This window comes from Curtobacterium sp. Csp1 (assembly GCF_013347185.1).
The window spans coordinates 3188239-3209844 of the sequence record NZ_CP054594.1 but is presented as its reverse complement, the minus strand read 5'-3'; the positions used below and the strand labels follow the sequence as shown (position 1 = coordinate 3209844).

The 21606-nt window shown below is 73.3% G+C and carries 18 protein-coding genes; 4 read left to right on the top strand and 14 right to left on the bottom strand.

Annotated features, from left to right (window positions below):
• Window positions 1-127 precede the first annotated feature (127 nt).
• On the top strand, window positions 128-1969 hold the full coding sequence (locus HUN58_RS15450) for a long-chain fatty acid--CoA ligase (RefSeq protein ID WP_180225140.1): 1842 nt from the start codon (window positions 128-130) through the stop codon (window positions 1967-1969).
• Window positions 1970-2077: 108 nt separating this feature from the next.
• On the opposite strand, the gene HUN58_RS20970 is transcribed toward HUN58_RS15450, so the two are convergent.
• The 3 genes from HUN58_RS20970 to HUN58_RS15440 form a co-directional block, all read right to left on the bottom strand.
• Window positions 2078-2209 carry a hypothetical protein gene (locus tag HUN58_RS20970; protein ID WP_257222091.1) on the bottom strand — a complete coding sequence of 44 codons (132 nt, stop codon included), beginning with the start codon at window positions 2207-2209 and terminating at the stop codon, window positions 2078-2080.
• Between the two features lie 139 nt (window positions 2210-2348).
• Window positions 2349-2843, bottom strand: a complete 495-nt coding sequence (locus HUN58_RS15445) for a peptide deformylase (protein WP_114850860.1) — start codon at window positions 2841-2843, stop codon at window positions 2349-2351.
• A 1-nt stretch (window position 2844) separates the two neighbouring features.
• Window positions 2845-6255 carry a pyruvate carboxylase gene (locus tag HUN58_RS15440; protein ID WP_208745580.1) on the bottom strand — a complete coding sequence of 1137 codons (3411 nt, stop codon included), beginning with the start codon at window positions 6253-6255 and terminating at the stop codon, window positions 2845-2847.
• A 60-nt stretch (window positions 6256-6315) separates the two neighbouring features.
• Between HUN58_RS15440 and HUN58_RS15435 the strand changes: the two genes are divergently transcribed.
• On the top strand, window positions 6316-7128 hold the full coding sequence (locus tag HUN58_RS15435) for a ParA family protein (RefSeq protein ID WP_114850858.1): 813 nt from the start codon (window positions 6316-6318) through the stop codon (window positions 7126-7128).
• A 417-nt stretch (window positions 7129-7545) separates the two neighbouring features.
• Here HUN58_RS15435 and HUN58_RS15430 read toward each other — a convergent pair whose 3' ends face one another.
• The 7 genes from HUN58_RS15430 to HUN58_RS15400 all read right to left on the bottom strand — a co-directional run bounded on the left by HUN58_RS15430 (window position 7546) and on the right by HUN58_RS15400 (window position 15977).
• Window positions 7546-8106: a MerR family transcriptional regulator gene (locus HUN58_RS15430; protein ID WP_302694630.1), complete on the bottom strand. Its 561-nt coding sequence runs from the start codon at window positions 8104-8106 to the stop codon at window positions 7546-7548.
• Window positions 8107-8308: 202 nt separating this feature from the next.
• Window positions 8309-9013 (bottom strand): MerR family transcriptional regulator, encoded by a 705-nt coding sequence (locus HUN58_RS15425; protein WP_141861119.1) that lies wholly within the window; start codon window positions 9011-9013, stop codon window positions 8309-8311.
• The gene (locus HUN58_RS15420) at window positions 9013-9492 is read right to left on the bottom strand and encodes an FHA domain-containing protein (RefSeq protein WP_058742405.1); all 480 of its coding nucleotides are present in this window, start codon (window positions 9490-9492) and stop codon (window positions 9013-9015) included. The genes HUN58_RS15425 and HUN58_RS15420 overlap by 1 nt, the downstream gene beginning before the upstream one ends.
• Before the next feature lie 198 nt (window positions 9493-9690).
• Window positions 9691-11340: a chitinase gene (locus tag HUN58_RS15415; protein ID WP_180225138.1), complete on the bottom strand. Its 1650-nt coding sequence runs from the start codon at window positions 11338-11340 to the stop codon at window positions 9691-9693.
• The gene (locus HUN58_RS15410) at window positions 11340-13805 is read right to left on the bottom strand and encodes a glycosyltransferase family 2 protein (protein WP_180225137.1); all 2466 of its coding nucleotides are present in this window, start codon (window positions 13803-13805) and stop codon (window positions 11340-11342) included. The genes HUN58_RS15415 and HUN58_RS15410 overlap by 1 nt, the downstream gene beginning before the upstream one ends.
• A 223-nt stretch (window positions 13806-14028) precedes the next feature.
• Complete coding sequence (locus tag HUN58_RS15405; RefSeq protein ID WP_144801528.1) at window positions 14029-15009, bottom strand: iron chelate uptake ABC transporter family permease subunit; 981 nt, start codon at window positions 15007-15009, stop codon at window positions 14029-14031.
• The gene (locus tag HUN58_RS15400; RefSeq protein WP_254631515.1) at window positions 15006-15977 is read right to left on the bottom strand and encodes an iron ABC transporter permease; all 972 of its coding nucleotides are present in this window, start codon (window positions 15975-15977) and stop codon (window positions 15006-15008) included. The genes HUN58_RS15405 and HUN58_RS15400 overlap by 4 nt, the downstream gene beginning before the upstream one ends.
• 259 nt (window positions 15978-16236) lie before the next feature.
• Here HUN58_RS15400 and HUN58_RS15395 point away from each other — a divergent pair, with 259 nt between their 5' ends.
• The gene (locus tag HUN58_RS15395) at window positions 16237-17781 is read left to right on the top strand and encodes a S1C family serine protease (RefSeq protein ID WP_217488542.1); all 1545 of its coding nucleotides are present in this window, start codon (window positions 16237-16239) and stop codon (window positions 17779-17781) included.
• Here the strand turns inward: HUN58_RS15395 and HUN58_RS15390 are convergent.
• The gene (locus tag HUN58_RS15390) at window positions 17778-18956 is read right to left on the bottom strand and encodes a hypothetical protein (protein WP_180225135.1); all 1179 of its coding nucleotides are present in this window, start codon (window positions 18954-18956) and stop codon (window positions 17778-17780) included. The two genes, HUN58_RS15395 and HUN58_RS15390, sit on opposite strands and share 4 nt — an antisense overlap.
• Before the next feature lie 93 nt (window positions 18957-19049).
• Window positions 19050-19316, bottom strand: coding sequence for a hypothetical protein (locus HUN58_RS15385; RefSeq protein WP_208745579.1), 267 nt, complete (start codon window positions 19314-19316; stop codon window positions 19050-19052).
• A 69-nt stretch (window positions 19317-19385) separates the two neighbouring features.
• Here HUN58_RS15385 and HUN58_RS15380 point away from each other — a divergent pair, with 69 nt between their 5' ends.
• Window positions 19386-19748, top strand: coding sequence for an RNA-binding S4 domain-containing protein (locus HUN58_RS15380; RefSeq protein ID WP_114850849.1), 363 nt, complete (start codon window positions 19386-19388; stop codon window positions 19746-19748).
• 25 nt (window positions 19749-19773) lie between these two features.
• Here the strand turns inward: HUN58_RS15380 and HUN58_RS15375 are convergent, their stop codons facing one another.
• The gene (locus HUN58_RS15375) at window positions 19774-20724 is read right to left on the bottom strand and encodes a DnaJ domain-containing protein (protein WP_180225134.1); all 951 of its coding nucleotides are present in this window, start codon (window positions 20722-20724) and stop codon (window positions 19774-19776) included.
• A 77-nt stretch (window positions 20725-20801) separates the two neighbouring features.
• The gene (locus HUN58_RS15370) at window positions 20802-21551 is read right to left on the bottom strand and encodes an aminoglycoside phosphotransferase family protein (RefSeq protein WP_058741637.1); all 750 of its coding nucleotides are present in this window, start codon (window positions 21549-21551) and stop codon (window positions 20802-20804) included.
• Between the last annotated feature and the right edge of the window lie 55 nt (window positions 21552-21606).

Here is a 21606-nt window from a genome sequence, read left to right as displayed (position 1 = left end):
GGTGGCCACGGAGAACGTCCGCGACGCCCGGATGCACACGGAACCCCCGGCTGCTGCCCATATGCTGACGGTGTCGCCTCGTCGCTGAGGCGTCCTCGTATCGAATCGGCCGACAAGGGAGTCAACCGTGAACGATCAGCGGCAGCCCGCACCCACCTCCGCGCCCGACCACGGCTCCGCGGCCCGACTGCTCTCGGAGCGTGCCCGACGCACCCCGGACCGGCCGATCCTCGCCGAACGCCACGGCGACACGTGGACGACCATCACCGCGGCGGACGTGCTCGCCCGCGTCCGCGGCATCGCGAAGGGCTTCGTCGCCGCCGGCCTGGAGCCCGGAGCGCACGTCGCGATCCTGTCCCGCACCCGGTTGGAGTGGACGCTGGTCGACTTCGCCGTGTGGACCGCCGGGCTCGTGTCCGTGCCCGTCTACGAGACGAGCTCCCCCGACCAGGTCCGCTGGATCCTGTCCGACTCGGAGACCGTCGCGATCGTCGTCGAACAAGAGGAGCACGCGCGCCGCGTGGCCTCGATCGCCCCCGACCTGCCGCTCCTCGGGCAGCACTGGACGATCGACGGCGGCGGGCTCGACGACCTGACCCGGCTCGGCGAGACCGTCACCGACGCCGAGCTCGACGCCCGCACCGCCGACGTGCACGGGCACGACGACGCGACGATCATCTACACGTCGGGCACGACCGGTCGACCCAAGGGCTGCGTCCTGCGTCACGACAACTTCACCGCGACCGTCGAGGGCGCGACCGAGGCGATGCCCGAGGTGGTCGCCGAGGGGTCCTCGACGCTCCTCTTCATCCCGATGGCCCACGTCTTCGCCCGTTTCATCGCGGCGATGTCCGTGTCGACCGGCGTGCTCGTCGGGCACGAGCCGGACACCCGCGACCTCATGCAGGCCGTGTCGACCTTCAAGCCGACGTTCCTGCTCGCGGTGCCGCGCGTCTTCGAGAAGATCTACAACTCCGCCGAGCAGAAGGCCGACCTCGGCGGGAAGGGCAAGGTCTTCCGCGCCGCCGCCGGGGTCGCCGTCGCGCACTCCGAGGCCCTCGCAGCCGGCCGGGTCCCGCTCGGCCTGAAGCTCCGCTTCGCCCTGTTCGACAAGCTCGTCTACGCCAAGCTCCGCGCCGCGATCGGCGGCCGGGTGCAGTACGCCATCAGCGGTTCGGCGCCGCTGTCCCCGCGGCTGTCGCACTTCTTCCGCTCGATCGGGGTGCTCATCCTCGAGGGCTACGGCCTCACCGAGACCACCGCCCCCGCGACCGTGAACCGGGCCGCCGAGCTCCGGATCGGCACGGTCGGGCGGGCCCTGCCCGGCGTGGAGGTCCGGACCGACGACGGCGAGATCCTCATCCGCGGGGTCGACGTGTTCGACCGGTACTGGAAGAACGAGGAGGCCACCGCGAAGGCGTTCGAGGACGGCTGGTTCCGCACCGGCGACCTCGGCCGGCTCGACGGTGACGGCGTCCTCACCGTCACCGGCCGCGCGAAGGAGCTCATCGTCACGGCGAGCGGCAAGAACGTCGCCCCGGCACCGCTCGAGGACGGCATCCGCGAGCACCCGCTCGTCGGGCAGGTCGTGGTCGTCGGCGAGGGCAAGCCCTTCGTCGCCGCCCTCGTGACCCTGGACCGCGACATGCTCCCCGGGTGGTGCGAGGCGCGCGGCATCGTCCCAGGTCTCTCACCGCGCGAGGCCGCCTACGACGAGCGCGTGCACCAGGCGGTGCAGGAGGCGATCGACACCGCGAACCAGCGGGTCTCGCGGGCCGAGTCGGTCCGGTCGTTCACGATCCTCGACACCGAGCTCACCGAGGCGTCCGGGCACCTCACCCCGAAGCTCACCATCAAGCGGGCGATCGTGATGCGCGACTTCGCAGCGGACGTCGAGCACATCTACTCCGGCTCGAAGGTGCAGACCACCGCCACGCCCGTCGTGGCGTCGCGTCGTCGACGCGGCTGACGGCGGTCGGGCTGACGGCAGACTGGAGGCCCGGTGCCGGTCCGTGGGACCGGCACCGGGCCTCCAGTGCGTTGCCAGTCGGGACGGCGCCGCGGCGCCGCGCCCGGCTCAGCCAGCCTGCGCGACCTCCATGTCGACGTCGGCGATGACGCCCGTCGCGGCGGTCGCCACGGGGACCGGCTCGGGGCGGCGGTTGGTGCGGGTGCGGTGAGAGCTGAGCTCGTCGTTCTGTGAGGCCATGGTGCTCGTCCTGGGTGATGGGGTGACACGTCGGTGGGTGCCGACCGGGACACGGTACCTCCTCGTCAGGACGAACCGACAATCCCGCGAAGGGGTGTCACGGGAGACCGCAACGGAACGTGCGGTCCCGCGCCCCCGATCAGTGGAACCAGTCCTGCGCTCGGATGTCCCGCAGGGCCTGCCGGCGGGTCTCCGGGTCGAGCGTCATGACGTACACGGTGCCGTCGAGGTGGTCGCACTCGTGCTGCAGCGCCTCGGCCATCAGGCCGTCGCCCTCGAGCACCACCGGGTTGCCGTCGACGTCGACGCCGCGGACCTTCGCGTGCGGGAAGCGCCTGGTCGGGTAGCCCAGGCCGGGCACGGACAGGCAGCCCTCGTCCATCAGCTCGGGTTCACCGGAGACCTCGACGAGCTCCGGGTTGAGCACGTACCCGACCTGACCGTCGACGTTGTACGAGAACGCCCGGAGGCCCACGCCGATCTGCGGGGCGGCGACACCGGCGCGCCCGGGCTCCTTGACGGTGTCGATGAGGTCCTGCACGAGTTCACGGACGCCGTCGGCACCGATGCGGACCGGGTCGGCGGGCGAACGGAGGACGGGGTCGCCGAACAGGCGGATGGGACGGACGGTCACGTTACTGCAGCACCACCAGGAGGTCGCCGGCGTCCACCTGCTGGGTCGCCGGGATCGCGAAACGGCCGACGGTGCCCGACACGGGCGCCGTGATGGCCGCTTCCATCTTCATCGCCTCGATGCTCGCCACGGCCTGACCGGCCTCAACGACGTCACCGACGGCGACCTTGAGCGTCACGACACCCGAGAACGGGGCCGCGACGTGCTTCGGGTCCGCCTTGTCCGCGCGTTCGGCGGCCTTGGTCTCGACCTCGACCGAACGGTCGCGGACGGACACGGGGCGGAGCTGGCCGTTGAGGGTCGCCATCACCGTGCGCATCCCGCGCTCGTCCACCTCGCCGATCGCCTCGAGCCCGACGAACAGGTTCACGCCGCGGCCGAGCGGCACCACGTGCTCCTGTCCGGGGCGCAGGCCGTAGAGGTAGTCGACGGTCGGGACGACGGACAGGTCGCCGTACTGCTCGCGGACACTCGCGAACTGGCGCGTGGGCTGCGGGAAGAGCAGCCGGTTCAGGGCCTGCTGCCGCTCGGGACCGGGCGTCGCGAGGTGCGCGCGCTCGGCGTCCGGCACCGGGGTGACCTCGAGCCGGACGTCGCGCCCGGCGAGGACCTTCGACCGGAACGGCTCCGGCCAGCCACCGGGCAGGTCGCCGAGCTCCCCGGCCATGAAGCCGACGACCGAGTCCGGGACGTCGTACTTCTGGGGGTTCTCCTCGAAGTCGGCGGGGTCGGCGTCGACCGCGGCGAGCTGCAGGGCGAGGTCGCCGACGACCTTCGAGGACGGCGTGACCTTGGTCGGACGGCCGAGGATCCGGTTCGCCTCGGCGTACCAGTCCTCGACCTGGTCGAAGCGGTCGCCGAGGCCGAGCGCGATGGCCTGCTGGCGGAGGTTCGAGAGCTGCCCGCCCGGGATCTCGTGGTGGTACACGCGGCCGGTCGGCCCGGGCAGGCCGGACTCGAACGGCGCGTACGCGCGGCGAACGGCCTCCCAGTAGGGCTCGAGCGCGCCGACCGCGGCCAGGTCGAGCCCGGTGTCCCGCTCGGTGTGGGCCAGGGCGGCGACGAGCGCGGACATGCTCGGCTGGCTCGTCGTGCCGGCCATCGGGGCCGCCGCGACGTCCACCGCGTCCGCTCCCGCGCGGGCCGCGGCGAGGAGCGTGGCGAGCTGTCCGCCGGCCGTGTCGTGCGTGTGCACGTGGACGGGCTGGTCGAAGCGCTCCCGCAGGGCGCCGACGAGCCGCTCGGCCGCACCCGCGCGGAGCAGGCCGGCCATGTCCTTGATGCCGATGACGTGCGCGCCGGCCTCGACCATCTGTTCCGCGAGCCGGAGGTAGTAGTCGAGCGTGTAGAGGTCCTCGGCGGGGTCGAGCAGGTCGCCGGAGTAGCAGAGGGCTGCCTCGGCGACGGCCGTGTCGGTGGCGAGCACGGCCTCGAGCGCGGGACGCAGCTGCGACACGTCGTTCAGGGCGTCGAACACGCGGAAGACGTCGACGCCGGTGGCCGCGGCCTCGGCGACGAACGCGTCGGTGACCTCGGTCGGGTACGGCGTGTAGCCGACCGTGTTCCGGCCGCGCAGCAGCATCTGGATCGGCAGGTTCGGCATCGCGGCCCGCAGGGCGCTCAGTCGTTCCCAGGGGTCCTCGCCGAGGAACCGGAGCGCGACGTCGTACGTCGCACCGCCCCAGGCCTCGACGCTGAGCAGCTGGGGGGTCAACCGGGCGACGTGCGGGGCGACCGCGACGAGGTCCTTCGTGCGGACCCGGGTCGCCAGGAGTGACTGGTGGGCGTCGCGCATCGTCGTCTCGGTGACGGCGAGGGCGGTCTGCTCACGGAGCGACCGGGCCCACGCCGCCGGACCCATCGCGACCAGCCGGTCGCGCTGCCCGGCCGGCGGCGGGGTCGACAGGTCGACCGCCGGGAGCTTCTCGCTCGGCTCGACGGTCTGCGGGCGCCGCTCGCCGTTCGGCTTGTTCACCGTCACGTCGGCGAGCCAGCCGAGCACCTTCGTGCCGCGGTCCTTCGACACGTGGCCGCCGAAGAGCTGCGGGCGCTCCTCGATGAACTTCGTCGAGACGTCGCCGCGGGCGAAGTCGGGGTCGTCGAGCACGGCCTGCAGGAACGGGATGTTCGTGCTGACCCCGCGGATGCGGAACTCCGCGAGCGCACGCTTCGCGCGGGCGACGGCCGCCGGGAAGTCCCTGCCGCGGCAGGTCATCTTCGCGAGCATCGAGTCGAAGTGCGGGCTGATCTGCGCGCCGGTCGCGACCGTGCCGCCGTCGAGCCGCACGCCCGCGCCGCCCGGGCTGCGGTAGGTGGTGATGCGCCCGGTGTCCGGTCGGAAGCCCTGGGTGGGGTCCTCGGTCGTGATGCGGGTCTGGAGGGCGGCGCCGTGCACGCTGACGGTGTCCTGCGTCAGGCCGAGGTCGGCGAGGGTCTCCCCCGCGGCGATGCGCATCTGCGACTGCACGAGGTCGACGTCCGTCACCTCCTCGGTCACGGTGTGCTCGACCTGGATGCGCGGGTTCATCTCGATGAAGACGTGCTGCCCGGCGCGCTCGCCCTCGGTGTCCAGCAGGAACTCCACGGTGCCGGCGTTGACGTACCCGATCGACCGGGCGAAGGCGACGGCGTCGCGGTGCAGGGCGGCGGCGATCGACGGGTCGAGGTCCGGCGCAGGGGCGATCTCCACCACCTTCTGGTTCCGGCGCTGCACCGAGCAGTCGCGCTCGAACAGGTGGATCGTGCCGGCCCCGGTGCCCGTGGCGTCGGCGAGGACCTGCACCTCGATGTGCCGCGGCCGGATGACGGCCTGCTCGAGGAACATCGTCGGGTCACCGAAGGCGCTGTCGGCCTCGCGCATGGCCTCCTCGAGGGCGGCACGGAGCTCGGCCTTCGTCTCGACACGCCGCATGCCGCGACCACCACCACCGGCGACGGCCTTCGCGAAGACCGGGAAGCCGATCGCGTCCGCACCGGCGAGGAGCTCGTCGACGTCGCGGCTCGCCGGGGTGCTCGCGAGGACGGGGACACCAGCCGCGACCGCGTGCTCCTTCGCGGTGACCTTGTTGCCGGCCATCTCGAGGACGTGCTCGCCGGGGCCGATGAAGGTGATGCCGTTCGCCGCGGCGGCCGCCGCGAGCTCGGGGTTCTCGGACAGGAAGCCGTAGCCGGGGTAGATCGCGTCGGCGCCCGACTCGCGGGCGACCCGGATGATCTCGGCGACGTCGAGGTACGCGCGGACGGGGTGGCCCCGCTCGCCGATGACGTACGCCTCGTCGGCCTTCAGACGGTGCAGGGAGTTGCGGTCCTCGTACGGGTAGACGGCGACGGTCCGCGCCCCCAGCTCGTACGCGGCACGGAACGCGCGGATGGCGATCTCGCCACGGTTCGCCACGAGGATCTTGCTGAACACGACGTCCCTTTCAGCCCGGGTTGAGGTGTCACAACCCTACTGGCGGTAACGTGGCTCACCGTGCATGTACTCAGCGTGAGCTCCCTCAAGGGTGGTGTCGGCAAGACGACGGTGACGCTCGGCCTGACTTCGGCCGCGTTCGCCAAGGGACTGCGCACGCTGGTGGTGGACCTGGACCCGCAGTCGGACGTCTCCACCGGCCTCGACATCGACATCTCCGGACACCTCAACGTCGCCGACGTCCTCGAGAACCCGAAGGAGAAGGTCGTCCGTCAGGCGATCGCCCCGTCGGGCTGGACGAAGGGCTCGCAGGGCAAGGTCGACGTGCTCGTCGGCTCCCCCTCGGCGATCAACTTCGACGGTCCGCACCCCTCCATCCGGGACATCTGGAAGCTCGAGGAGGCGCTGGCGAACGTCGAGCAGGACTACGAGCTCGTGCTCATCGACTGCGCACCCTCGCTGAACGCCCTCACCCGCACCGCCTGGGCAGCGTCCGACCGCGTCACGGTGGTCACCGAGCCGGGGCTGTTCTCCGTCGCGGCTGCCGACCGTGCCCTCCGCGCGATCGAGGAGATCCGTCGCGGTCTCTCCCCCCGGCTGCAGCCCCTCGGCATCATCGTGAACCGGGCCCGCGTCCAGTCGCTCGAGCACCAGTTCCGCATCAAGGAGCTCCGCGACATGTTCGGTCCGCTCGTCCTGTCACCGCAGCTGCCCGAGCGCACCTCGCTCCAGCAGGCCCAGGGTGCCGCGAAGCCCCTGCACGTGTGGCCCGGCGAGTCCGCGCAGGAGATGGCGCGCAACTTCGACCAGCTGCTCGAGCGCATCATGCGCACGGGCAAGATCGGCCCGTACGCCGAGGGCGGCGCCGCCTAGGTCTGTCGCGCGGTCCGGCGCGGGTCGGCCGGGGGCGTCGGCGAGCGAGCCAGATCTGTCCCGCTCGACCCTCCCCGGCGACGACCATTGCACACAGCGCAGCCAGCGCACGGCGTGTCCTGCACGTTCGGCGCCGACGGTCGTCCCCTTCACGCGCGCGCACGGTCGACCGCCGTGCAGCCGAGGCCTGGGCCGCGGCGCCGTCCGGACGGACAGCGGTACCCGTCGAGGGAGCAGGACACGCCGCGTGCTGTTCGTCGAGCGTGCACTTCCGGTCGGGCACGCCCGTCGAACGGGACAGAAATGGCGCGCTCGGCGAAGACAGGCTCGGGTGCGCACGGGCATGTCCGCGCACGGCGAGCGGGTGTGCGCGAGCGCGTGCTCGCGGATCGAAGGCGGCGCCTGCGCGCGCCGGCGTCAGGACGCGCGCGAAGCGCGGCGCGCTGCGAGCTCGTCGTCGGGGTCGGCCGCCGGGGTGGCGTCGAGCTCGACGAGGGAGCTCTCGACCTCGCGCAGGACCTTGCCCACCGCGATGCCGAAGACGCCCTGGCCGCGGGACACGAGGTCGATGACCTCGTCGTCGGAGGTGCACAGGTAGACCGAGGCGCCGTCCGACATGAGCGTCGTCTGGGCGAGGTCGGACACGCCCGACTCTCGGAGCTGGTTCACCGCGGTGCGGATCTGCTGCAGCGAGATGCCCGTGTCGAGCAGACGCTTCACGAGCTTGAGCACGAGGATGTCGCGGAAGCCGTACAGCCGCTGCGACCCGGAGCCGGCGGCCCCGCGGATCGTCGGCTGGACGAGCTCGGTGCGGGCCCAGTAGTCGAGCTGGCGGTACGAGATGCCGGCTGCACGGGCGGCGACGGTGCCGCGGTAGCCGATCTGCTCGTCGTGTTCGGGGAGACCGTCGGTGAAGAGCAGGCCGAGGTCGTACCGGGTCATCTCGGACTCGGTACCGGGGGTGTCAGTCCCACTCATGTGCATGCCTTCCACGACGTTCGAGCTCACACCCGAAGGTTCAACGACGGGTTGAGAGTTGTTCCGAGGTCAACGGTAGCGACTCGGACGCGGTGCGCCCGGTACATCCGCCCCGGCGCGTCCGGCGTGTCGAGGATACGCCCCGACCACCGACGACCGACAGGTGCAGCTGTCCGCCGGAGCAGGTCGATCGACCGGGGTGTCATCCGTCGAGACGACCGATGGCCGAGCGGATCAGGCTCGACCGGATGACCTCGAGGTGCGCCGCGATCTCCCGTGCGAGCTCGGTGGCCTTCGCCCGCGAGGTGGCGTCACCGCGACGGGACACCGGCATGAGGGCGGACTCGATCAACCCGACCTCGCGCTCGGCCACGCCCCGCATGGTGCGGAGGTGCCGCGGCTCGATGCCGGTCCGCTGCAGTTCGACGAGCGCCTTGAGCACCGCGACCGAGTCGTCGGCGTAGGTGTCCGCGGCGGGGAGCAGCGAGGCCGAGACGGCGTCGGACAGGAGCATCGGCGTGGCCCCGGCCGCCCGGATGGTCTCGTCCCGTGTGAAGCGCCGCTCTCGCGCGAGGATCGACGGCTTCGGCGCGTCCCCACCACCGGGGAGGACGGGGTCGCGCCCCGCGTCGAGGTCGGCGAGGTAGTCCTTGATGACCTTGAGCGGCAGGTAGTGGTCGCGCTGCAGGCCGAGCACGATGCGGAGCCGCTCGACGTCGGCCGCCGAGAACTTCCGGTAGCCGCTCGCCGTGCGGATCGGCGTGACGAGCTCGCGTTCCTCGAGGAAGCGCAGCTTGGAGCTCGACAGGTCCGGGAAGTCGGGCTTGAGGCGTGCGATGACCTGCCCGATGGTGAGCAGGTCCGGGACCGCGGACCCCGCCCGGGCCGCGGCGGACCGCGCCGCCACTACGCGTTCGCCAGGCGCGCCAGGTCGACCCGGGAGGCGTAGAAGGTGAGGCGGAACTTGCCGACCTGGACCTCGGACCCGTCGGTGAGCAGCGCTTCGTCGATGCGGACGCCGTCGAAGTACGTGCCGTTGAGCGACCCGTTGTCCTTGACGCTGAAGGCCGTCCCGTGCCGCAGGAACTCGGCGTGCTTGCGCGAGACCGTCACGTCGTCGAGGAAGATGTCGGCGTCCGGGTGGCGCCCGGCCGTCGTGACGTCGGAGTCGAGGAGGAACCGCGCACCCACGTTCGGACCGCGGCGCACGACGAGGAGCGCCGATCCGGACGGGAGCGCGTTGATCGCGTCGCGTTCCTCGGTCGAGACCCCCGACTCCGCGGTGAGTGCTGCCCCCATGTCCATGCTGAAGGTCAGGGTGGTGTCGACCAGCCGCTGTTCCGGGGTCTTCTGACCGTCCGGCTGCGGAACCACTGGCTCTGGCATCGTGGACCTCCTCCTCTTGGCGCACCAGCGTATCGGAAACGGGTGACTCTCCGGCAGCCCCGAACGGGGCCGTGGACAAGTCGGGATCACGCGTACAGCGAACGTACCGGGAACACACCGATGACGGCCTGGAGGCACGGTGCCAGCTGGCACCGTGCCTCCAGGCCGCCGACCGGCCAGAAGTCGGTCACTGCCCGGTCACCGCCCGACGGACGGCGACGCGGTCGGTGACCCCGTCGGCGCAGCGGATGCCGGTACGGACGGCGCGCCGGTGGCGGCCGACGACGGGATCGACTTCCCGGCCCGCTGGTCCGCGAGGATCCGCTCGATCTCCGCGCCCTTGAGCCGCACCCAGGGCGACCCGTCGGGGTCGCTCGTCGACGCCTCGGGGCTGTCGCCCGTGTTCCACCACTTCGCCTGGTACGGCACGCCGTGGAACAGGACCCGGTCGCCGGTGTCGTGGACCGCCTCGCCCGACCAGGCTGGGAAGGTCCCCACCGGGAGCGTCAGCGGCTGCACCGGGCGCTCCCCCGGCAGCACCGGGCCCACGAGTCGCCACGGCGTCTCGTACGCGCTCAGCACCGGGTCGTCGGGCAGGTCGCCGGAGGTCCACCACTTCGCCTCGTAGACGTTGTGGTGCCAGACGATCTTCGTGCCCTCGAGGTAGGCGGCGTCCGCGCTCCACACCGGGTACGGGCTCGTCGAGGGGTCGTCCGTCGGCTGCTCGGTGGCGCTCGGCTCGGCCGTCGTCACGTCGCCGGCCGCCGCGGTGATGCGACCACCGAAGCCCTTGCCGAGCACGTCCGCGAAGAGCTGGCCGCCCTGGTCGACCCCGGAGCACGAGTTCGACACGGTCGACAGGTTGACGTAGTTCGTCCCGCACGTGGTGTCGCGGTTGAGCGACCACATGGACATCCGGCCGAGCCCCTGGTCGCGTGCCCAGGCGTTGAGCTTCCGCGCGTCGGCGAGCCCGAAGACCTCGTCACGGACGTCGTTCTGACCGATCATCGGCGTCGCGCCGACCTTCCGCCAGAGCGTCGCGTCACCGAGGGGCGTGCCGGCACGGTCGTACAGGACCCCGAGCTGCCGGTGGACCTCCTGCAGGGTCTGCACCGAGGCCGAGTACATGCTCTGGCTCGACCCCTTCCCCTCGCCGAAGTCCATCGTCATCGCGTTGACACCGGCCAGGTCGACGCCGGCCGCCAGGAACTGCGACACCGCCGTCGTGCCGTCGGTGGTCAGCCCGGACGGAGCGGCCGGCAGGGTCAGCCACACGGCGAGGGGGTGCCCCGCCGCCCGGCGTGCCTGCTGGAGCTCGGCGACCGCCGCCGCGCGGCGCTCCCCCGCGGCGCGGTTCGTCAGGTCGTCGCCCTCGACGTCGAAGTCGACGGTGCTGACGTCGTACCGCTGCACCACCGACGCGTACGCGGCGACGAGGTCCTTCGGGTCGGTGCAGGTCGTCGCGAGCTCGTCGTTCGCGAGACCGCCGAACGAGACGCCGACCTCGCCGTCCTGCTGCTCGAGCCGGGCGATCCGGCGGTCGAGGTCGAGCGTGTCCGCGGCGCCGTCCAGCGTGTACGCGGAACCCCAGGTCGGCGTGCAGGCGGCGTCGTGGTCGGCGACCACGAAGGACAGCATGACGTCGCGGCCTCGAGCGGACTTGACGTCCTCGAACGCGAAGGTCGGCGTGACCGTCACGTCGGTGTAGGCCGCGAACCACGGCTTCTCGGACTCGGCGGCGTGGGCGGACTGCCAGCGGTCGAAACCGACGTACCCACCGGCACCGACGGCGACGACGGCCAGGACCGCGACGGCGACGCGGAGCGGCGACAGGCGACGCGCGGCCATCAGGCGGCGCTCCGCTCGTCGGCGCGGGCGGTGCCCTGATCGGCGCGGGCCGGGCCCTGCTCGGCGGCGCGGGCCGCCCGGCGACTGTCCGGCGTCGCGGTGTGCGGCGACCGGACCGCCTGCGGGCCCGTCGAGACGACGTGCTGCTCGGTCAGGGTCCGGCCGCGGTCACCGAAGTACAGCACCGCGCGCCAGTCCTCGGTCACGACCACCGGCTCCGGCACGAGCCCGCGGCGCGCCCGGCGCCGCTCGCTCCGTGCGGCCTTCCGGGCCTCGCGACGGGAGCGCCGCGCCTCCGGGTCGTAGTACATCCACGCCGTCGCCCACATCCAGACGTCGACGACCGAGTTCCACACACCGATGTACGCGACGATCGCGTACGAGGCGAGGACCGCGTTGAACACCGCGAAGGCCGCGTTGCCCCAGTTGTGCGCCTGGGCGTCGCGGGCGAACGTGAACACCGAGAACAGCACCATCGCGTACGGGGCGAGGACGTAGAGCGCCGGGGCCGCCGTCCGGTCGCGGACCTTCGGCGTGCGGGCGAACGGGATCTTCTTCGCCGTGAGCATCTGCTGGACGCTCTTGAGCACCCCGGCGACGTTCACCGGCATGAGCACGAGGTTGAAGCCGTAGATCCGGAACACGTCCGAGCGCTTGTAGCCGCAGTACCGCAGGTCGCTGCCGAGCATCCAGAAGTACGGCAGCGCGGCGAGCAGGACCATCGGGCTGAGCAGGCGCGAGTCGTACGGGTAGGCGAGCAGGAAGATCAGCCCGAACGACGCCCAGGCGATCGACGCCATGTAGTTCACGCGGAGTGCCATCTCGACGACGCCGACCCGTTCGCCCCGGGCGCGGCGCTCGCGGACCTGCCGGATGTACTTCGGCAGGATGAGGAGTCCGCCGTTCGCCCAGCGGCGGCGTTGGACGACGAGCGACCCGAAGTCCGGCGGCGTCGCACTGTACGACAGCCGCTCGGGGTAGTTCACGAGCGTCCAGCCGTGCATGCCGAGGTCGACGCTCGACTCGGTGTCCTCGATCACCGTGCGGTCCTGGACGAACCGGCGGACCTCGAAGCCGCCGACGGTCTCGACCTCCTCGATGTCCCGCAGCGCCCGCGTCCGGATCACGGCGTTCGCGCCGACCCAGAAGGTCGCGGCGTACCGGGACATGCCCTGGTGCAGGATGTGCTGGATGTCGGTCGTCGCGCCCGCCAGCCGCTCGATGCGGGTCGCCGCGCCCCGGAAGGACGAGTACGGCGTCTGCGTCACCGCGACGCGCTCGTTCTCGGGCTGCTCGAGGAAGTACACGAGCCGGAGGCAGTAGTCGCGGAGCAGGACCGAGTCGGCGTCGAGGGTGAGCAGGTAGTCGGACGCGGGGACGACGAGGTCCGCGGCGGACTCGTCGGCGACCGGACGGAGCACGGTGCCGGACGCGGTCTCGTCGGCGACGTAGGCCCCGCCGAGCAGCCCGATGTAGGCGTTGAGGTTCATCGCCTTGTTCGCCTCGTGCGACAGGTTCGCGTAGCGCTTCCGCTCGAACGTCGTCACCTCGGCGGTGAAGGTCCACGCGAGGCGGCGGTGCAGCTCGAGCACGCGCTCGGACGTGACCTCGGTGACCGTGGTCCCGCCGGCGACGGCGCTGTCGACCGCGGCCCCGAGCGCCTCGGCGGTCAGCCGGAGGTCGTCGGCGAGCCCGGTGAGCACCTGGTCGTGGAAGAAGTGGTCGACGTGGTCGACGACCTCGTGCTCGCGGGCGTGCCGCCGGAGCCAGGCGTCCGCCCAGCGGTGGTGCTCGACGAGGGCGCGCAGGGTCTCGACGCTCGCGCACGGGGTCCGGGACGCCTCGACCTCGGCCGCGAACAGGGCCTCCTGGAACCGACGGGACGGTGCGGCGAGCTGCTGCTGGATCGACGTGGCGACGGCCCGGGTGCGGTCGAGCTTGGCGGCGGTCTCCGGGTCGGTCGGGAACGGGGCGTCGTCGACGAGCAGGACGATGCGGAGCGCGGGGTACTCCTGCAGCGCGGCCGACCAGAGCGTCGTCGCGACGACGTCGGGTTCCTCGGCGTAGCTCGGCACGAGGACGGTCATCGGTGCGGTGTGACCGGTCGCGAAGTGGCGGTCGAGCTCGGCGCGGGGCACGCGGACGTGGGTCGCGAAGCGCTCGAGGGCACCCTGGCGGGCGACCAGGTGCATGAGCGCCGAGAACGTCAGGAACGTGACGACCACCAGGTACGACAGCGCCTCGGTCGTGAAGCGGAAGCTCTCCGTGCCGTAGTCGAGGAACTGCCGGATCACGGTGTACACCACGTAGGCGACCCAGAAGGCGATGGTCAGGATGATGGCGACCCGGCCGGAGACGAGCTTCCGGTCGCTGGGTCGCGCGTGCAAGGTGTCGAGCGGCTGGGTCCGCCGCTCGGAACCCCACTGCCGGCGTCGCGCGGGGGCGGCGCCTCGGTGTTCGGTCATGTCGGTCGTCGTCCTTCGGTGCACGTGGACCAGCGGCCCGTCGGGTCGGGAGCTGTCGGGGAGCCCGTGCGGTCGCGACGACCGTACGGCCGACGGTCGGCTCGCGGGGACCCTCGGACGGGGGGTCGAAGGGGTGTCGTGCGGGAAGCCGCCAGGACGTTGCGCGACGCCGCTGCGGACCTCGCGGGATCGACGCAGCAACGCGCGCCCGCGCCCGGCTCCGTCAGCGCCCGCGTGCCAGCAGCCAGAGCAGGTACGGCGCGCCGACGACCCCGGTGACGACGCCGACCGGCAGCGCGTTCCCCGGGATCGCGAACTGCGCGACGAGGTCGCTCGCGAGCGTGATCGCCGCACCGACCGCCGCGGTGACCCCGAGCGCGACCCGCCCGTTGCCGACCAGTCGTCGGGCGATCGGCGCCGCCATGAGCGCCACGAACGCCACCGGCCCCGCGGTCGCCACGGCCCCCGCGGTCAGGCACACCGCGGTCAGGAGCAGGAGCACCTTCGCGCGGTCGGGTCGGAGTCCGAGCGCGGCCGCGACCTCGTCCCCGAGGGCGAGGACCGTCAGCCGGCGCGACTGCACGAGGGCGGCCGCGAGCAGCACGACGACCGCGACGCCGAGGATCCCGACGAGCCCGCGGTCGACGGCGTTCAGGCTGCCGGACAACCACAGGAGCGCCGTGCCCGCCTGCTGCACGCTCCCCGAGGTGAGCATCCACCCAGTGATGCTCAGGCAGATCGCGGCGACCCCGATGCCGACCAGCACGACCCGGTTGCCGGTGATCCCCCGCCGCCAGGACAGCGCCGCGATCACGATCGACACGAGCACGGCCCCGACGACCACGACGGCGAACAGCGTCCCGCCGCTCGCGCCGAACAGCACGATCGCGGTGAGCCCGGCCGCGCTCGCCCCGGACGTGATGCCGATCACGTCCGGGCTCGCGATCGGGTTCCGGACCACGCTCTGCACGATGCCCCCGGCGACCCCGAGGGCCGCCCCGACGAGCACGGCGCCGGCGACCCGCGGACCGCGGAGCTGCCCGATCACGAAGTCGGAGACCGTGTCGCCGTGCCCGACGAGCGCGGCGCCCACCTGCAGCGGCGACAGCGGGATCTCCCCGACGCCGAGCCCGACGGTCACCAGGGCGACGAGGACCAGGAGGACGGCGCCGAGGACGGTGACCTCGCGGCGGACGGCGCTCACAGGCCGGTCACCACGCGCGAGCGGACGAGCCAGATGAACACCGGCGCACCGATGAGCGCGGTCACGATGCCGACCTGCAGCTCCCCCGGGTACGCGACGACCCGGCCGACGACGTCGGCGACGAGCAGGAGCGCGGGCGCGACGAGGGCGGACAGGAGGATCGTCCAGCGTTGGTCGGGTCCGCTCAGTCGGCGGACGGCGTGCGGCACGGCCAGGCCCACGAAGGCGATCGGCCCGACGGCGGCGACGGCCGACCCGGCGAGCAGGACGGTCACGACACCGCCGACGACCCGCACGAGGACGACCCGCTGCCCGAGCGACGCCGCGAGTTCGTCGCCGAGCGCGAGGGTGTTCAGGGAACGGCCGAGTCCGGCGGCGACGACGAGCCCGACGAGCACCGGCACGGCGATCACCCCGGCCGTGCCGAGGTCCTTGCCGGCGAGCGCCCCGACCTGCCAGAACCGCAGCTGGTCGAGCAGGCTCTGGCTCGTCACCAGGACCGCCGTGGTGATCGACGACAGGGCGGCGGCCACGACGGCCCCGGCGAGCGCGAGCCCGACCGGTGAGAGGCCTCGGCGGGCGAGCGCGGCGACCCCGTAGACCAGGAGCGCGGCGAGTCCGGCGCCGACGAACGCGAAGGGCAGGTACGCGGCGGTGCCGCTGATGCCGAACACGGCGATGCCCACCACGACCGCGAGGGCCGCCCCGGCGTTGATGCCGAGGACGCTCGGGTCGGCCAGGGGGTTCCGCGTCACGCCCTGCATGACGGCACCGGCGACCCCGAGGGCGGAGCCGGCGAGCAGCCCGACGACGGTGCGGGGCACCCGGTTGCCGAGGACGATGAGCCCGATCTCGTCCTGCCGTCCCGGGTGCAGGACCGTGTCGAGGACGGTGCCGAGCGGGATCGGCCGCGACCCGAAGGCCACCGAGAGCACCACCGCGACGGCGAGCACGACCACTGCGGTCACCGCGGCGCCGACGAGTCGTCCGCGGGACACCGGCTCTGGCCGTGGCCGGAGGAGCGGAGCGCGGCGGAGGCGGGGACGGGGGCGGGGAGCGGACGCGTGCATGGGCAGTGGTGCAAGCCTATGCGCGTGCCCTGCTCGGCGGCCCCCGAGGAACCCCGGAGCAGCCACCGGGTTCGTTCATAGGCTCGTCATGGGTTCGGCGCCTGTACTGGGTCCCACGACGCTCGACCAGAGTGCCGAGGACGACCGGAGAGCACCGATGAACGAGACCCCGAACCCCGCAGCGGCCGACGACAAGCACGACGCGCAGCAGGCACCGCGGACCGAGTGGGAGGCGCCGCACGCCGACCGCACCACGCTCCGCCCGGCGTACGCGTTCGACGGCAGCGGCCCCTACCTGTACGGCGCCGACGGCTCGGGCCCCTACGCCTACACGCAGGACGGACGCGGCCCGTACCTCGTCGGCTCCGCGGCGCTCCTCGGCGGGGCGTCGCTCGGCAACCCCGCCGGTGCGCACGGCCAGCAGCACTGGGCCGGTGCCGCCGCCGCCGCGGACCACGCCGGCGGCTGGGCGCACGCCGGTGGCTGGGCGCACACCACCGGGAAGAACGGCAAGCCCCGTCGGCTCGGCCTGGTGATCGGCTCCGGCGTCGCGGCGCTCGCGATCCTCGGCGCCGCGGGCGGCACGGCACTCGGCCTGTCCACGCAGCACACCACGACGACGTCGAGCCAGACGCAGGGCACCCTGCCCGACACCGGCTCCGGCACGGGCACGGGCGGGTCCGGGACGAACGGCTTCACCGTCCCCGGGTACGGCGACGGCAGCGGGACCGGCGGCAGCGGCACGGGTGGGACGGGCACCGGTTCCGGCACGGCGACCGAGTCGGTCGCCACCGCCGCGACCGCCGCGCAGAAGAAGGGCGTCGTCACGATCGACACGGTCCTCAACTACGACGCGTCGTCGCAGGCCGCCGGCACCGGGATGATCCTGACCTCGGACGGGACGATCCTGACGAACAACCACGTCGTGCAGGGCGCGACGAGCATCACCGTGACGGACGAGACGACCGGCAAGCAGTACGACGCCGAGGTCGTCGGCACCGACGCCACGCACGATGTCGCCGTCCTCAGGCTCAAGGACGCCTCCGGGCTCTCCACGGTCACGCTGGACGACGACGGCGGCGCGAAGACCGGCGACGCAATCACCGACGTCGGCAACGCCGGCGGCACGGGCGACCTGGTGTCCGCCCAGGGCACCGTGACCGCGACCGACCAGGACATCCAGGTGCAGAGCGAATCCGGCACCGGGACCGAGTCGCTGCAGGGGCTCCTGCAGGTCGCCGCGGACATCGTGTCGGGTGACTCCGGCGGCCCGGTGCTCGACAGCGAGGGCGAGGTCGTCGGCATGGCGACCGCCGCGTCCTCGGGGTCGGCGGACGTCACGGGCTACGCCATCCCGATCGCGACGGCGAAGTCCATCGCGGACGAGATCCTCGCCGGGCACGCGTCGGACACGATCACGATCGGCCTGCCGGCGTTCCTCGGGGTCGAGGTGCGCGGAACCGCCACGAGCGGCGGCGTCGCGGTCGCCGGGACGGTCGCGAACTCGGGCGCCGCCCTGGCCGGGCTGACCGAGGGCGACACGATCACGAGCCTGGACGGCTCCGCGGTCACCTCGAGCGACGCCCTCACGGCGGCGATCCGCGCCCACTCGGTGGGTGACGAGGTGACGGTCGGCTACACCGACGCCACGGGCGCCGCGAAGACCGTCACAGTCACCCTGACCGCGGGTCCGGCCGCCTAGGCGGCCGGCGCGGCGAGCACCGCGCGCACCACGCTCCGGTACACGTTGGCCGGGGAGTCCGTCCGGAAGGACGTCTCCCCGGCCGTCGTGCGTCCGACGCGCGCGAAGCCGTGCCCGGCAGCGTGCACGATCGTGACGGGCTCCGGACGGCCGGGACGCAGCAGGTGCGAGACGGTCCACGGGGCGGACCAGAACCGGGCCAGCCGCGGGTCGCCCTCGGCGACCGACGCGGGCAGGTCCGGCGCGTCGGTACCGCCGCCGACGCGGCGACCCAGCAGGTCCGCCCGGAGCGACCCCGTGCGGAACGGGAAGGTCCACGTCGGACCGATGCCGAGCCTCCCGGCCAGCAGCGCGACGACCCGTTCCGGCGTGGCGGAGCCGACCACGACGTCGTCCGTCCCGTCGACGACGGTGTCGGACCAGGCCTGGAGGCGCGTTCGCCGCCCGTCGGGCAGGTGCTGTTCCAGCGTGACCGGCTGGGTGCCCTCCTGCCAGGGTGCGAGGAGCGCCTGCGTGGACTCGGGCAGGGTGCCGAGCCGGCCGACGAGGCCGGCCTCGACGAGCTCGCGGCCCGCCTCGGTGCGGAGGAGGGTGGGGTTCCAGCGGCGGCCGACCAGGCCCTGCAGGGTGGCGAGTGCGGCGACGCTCACCCGCGGTCCGTCGAGGACCGGTGCGGGCGCGGGGGCGGGCAGCGGCTCGAGGTCGCGCTGCGGGCGTGCCGGGGTCGGCTCGGTCGCACGGACCGACTCGAGCACGGCGAAGACGAGGTCGTCGGTGGCGACGAGCCGGCGGAGCGGACGTTCCACGGTGACGTCGACCCGGTGCCGACCGGTGACGAAGAGCAGGTGCGCACCGGCGACGTCGCCGCCCTCGGTCCACTCGTCCGCCGTGGGCCGCACGTACTCGACGAGGCGTGCGGGGGCGCCGGCCGCGGTCCACGCGTCCGAGCCGATCAGCCGCAGCCCCTCGACGGACCCGGGGAGCCGTTCGAGCAGGCTCGTGTGCTCCTCGGCGATCGTCCGGTCGCTCGGACGGGACCGGACGGTGAGCACGACGTCGTCACCGGTGACGCGGAGGTCCGCCTGCTGCGCGTCCTCGCGGTGCCAGTGGTCGGGGCGGTGGAGGGTCAGCCGGGCGGTCCGGTCCTCGGTGCCGAGCGGGACGGGGACGACCATGCCCCGAGGCTACGGGTGGGCTGCTGCGTGGTCGGGTCGCCTCGCCGCAGCAGGGCGAGGTGGGCGGTCCGGCGCGGGGGTCGGGAGCGGGGGTCAGGTGCGGCGAGGCCGTGGTGCCGGGGGTGGCGGGACGGGCTTCGCGGCGACGACGGCGTCCAGGGGCACGACGACCGTGCCGCGGCGGGTCGCGATCGACACCGTCGTCGGGGTGCGGGCGACGAGCTCGCCGAGGGCGTCCCGGGCGCCGTCGCCGTGGTGTGCCCGGACGACGAGCCGGTCACCGGGGGCGGCGGCGGCGAGGACCGCGAGGGCGCGGGCGAGCGCGGCGGGGTCGGACGGCGTCGCTGCGGGCTGGGGCACGGCTGTGAGCCTAGGACGCGGGCACGGCAGTGAGCCTGGGACGCGGGGACGGCCGCGTAGGGTGGTCTGGTGGAGAAGGCGCGCGTGGACAGCTGGATCTGGGCGGTGCGGATCACGAAGACCCGCTCGGCCGCGACCGCCGCGTGCAAGGCCGGGCACGTCCGGGTGAACGGCGAGCGGGCGAAGGCCGCGCAGCCGGTCGCCCCCGGGGACGAGGTGCGGGTCCGCCAGAACGGCTTCGACCGGATCGTCGTCGTCCGCGGCATCATCCTGAAGCGGACGAGCGCCCCGGAGGCCGCGAAGCACTTCGAGGACCGCACCCCGCCGCGGCTCCCCCGCGAGGAGGCCGGCTTCGTCCCGACCCGAGAGCGCGGCGCCGGACGCCCGAGCAAGCGGGAGCGCCGGGACCTGGAGAAGCTCCGCGGGTACTGAGGCGGTCCCCCCGCGCAGCGCGCGGTCAGACGAAGCGGACGGTCTGCTGCAGCTGGTCGCGCACCGCGAAGACGTCCACGTTGCCCTCCGGGGACCACACGCCGTTCAGGACCTGCCGGAGCGCACTGCGGCGGACCACGAAGGCCGTCGGCTTCCGCGCGGGCCCGACGACCTGCACGTCCTCGTCCACCGCGGTGTCGGGCACGACCAGCAGCCTGCCGGTGAACCGGACGCGCGTCTGCTTCTGCACGGCACGGGCTGCCCGGACGAGCTCCTTGACGGGACGCTCCCCCGGCGCCAGGGTCTCGCCAGCGACCTCGCCGTGCTCGATGCGGACGGCGCCGCCCCAGTCGATCGACTCGACGGCCCAGAGTCCGGTGGTGGTGAGGACGGCGTGGTCGAGCTTGCCCTCGGCGCCGGCGTCCAGGTCGTGCCAGACGGTCACGCCGATGCCCATGTCCGCGACGATCGACGCGGTCGCCTCCTCCGCCAGGGCCTCGCCGAGCAGGCGCCGGACGTGCCGGGGTGCCGAACGGACGAGCACGGGGTCGTAGGGGTCGTCGATCGGGTCGCCGAGTCCCACCCACTCGCGCTCCGCCTGCAGGAAGACCTCGCGGGACCGGCCGCCGGGGTGGCCGTGCGACCGGGCGCGCGGACGGGAGTCACGGCGCGCGGCCGGCGGCGCGTACGCGTCGCGGCCGGGGTCGCTCCGCCAGCTCGACGACCCGGACGGCCCGCTCGTGCCGGCGGACCCCGACGTCGCCCGGGACCCGGCGTCGTACGCACGACGGGCAGCGGGGGTGCCGATGCGCTCCCACGCGACCTGGACCTGCCGGAAGCGCCGGGCGTCCCCGCCCAGGTCGGGGTGGGACTCGCGGGCGGCCCGGCGGTAGGCGCGACGGAGCTCGTCGTCGTCGGCGGTGGGGAGGACGCCGAGCACCTCGTACGGGGTGGCGTCGGCCGGGCTGTCGGTCATGGCCTCCCGACGCTACCGGACGATCCGTCGGAGACCGCCGCGTGCGGGCTGCACGCTGCCTGGGCGCGGTCCGTCCGTCAGAGCGCGGTGACCGCCTGGTGGATCGCGTCCGCGTTCGCCTCGATGTACGCCACGTCGGCCCGGTAGAGCTCGGCGTGGCCGTGTTCCAGGTCGCTGATGAACTTCGGGTTGCCGGCGGCGGCCTCGGTCTCCATGGTCGTCACGAGGGCGACGAGCGAGGCGGTCATCGTCTCGACGAGCACCCCGCGGGACCGGTCGTCGAGCTCGTAGGCGCGGCAGAACTCCGCGGCCCGCTCGAGTCGCTCGTCCAGGGTCGGCGCCGTGCTGCCCTCGACCTGCCCGGTGGTGAACGGGGCGAACCGGTACACCGCGCTCGCGACGTCCCACACCCGCGGACCGGGGTGCGCGGTGTCGAAGTCGATGAGCCCGACCGCCGCGATGCCGTCGTAGACGCAGTTGTACGGCGCGAAGTCGCCGTGCACGATCGTCTCGACCGGCAGGCGTTCGGCCTGCGACCACACGTCCGTCGCGCTGCGCGGGTACGTGGCCGCGGCGTCGTGGTACTGCCGGAGCAGGCGCGCGGAGGTGACGAGGGCCGCCTCGCCCGCGATCTCGGCGCTCCACGGGTAGTTGCCCGCGACGCCGGGCACGAAGGTGACCGTCTCGAGCGCGTCGCCGAGGGCGATGGGCTCGGGCGCCGCGACGAAGCCCTGCTCGTGCAGGTGCGTGAGCAGCTGGTGCACCGTCGGCGTCCAGGGCCCGGCTGGGCGGTGGACGCGGTCGTCGGCTCTCGTGACACGCTCCATCGTGACCTCCTGTCGGCACGTCCCCGTCGACGTGGGCGCCAGCGTATCGGCACGG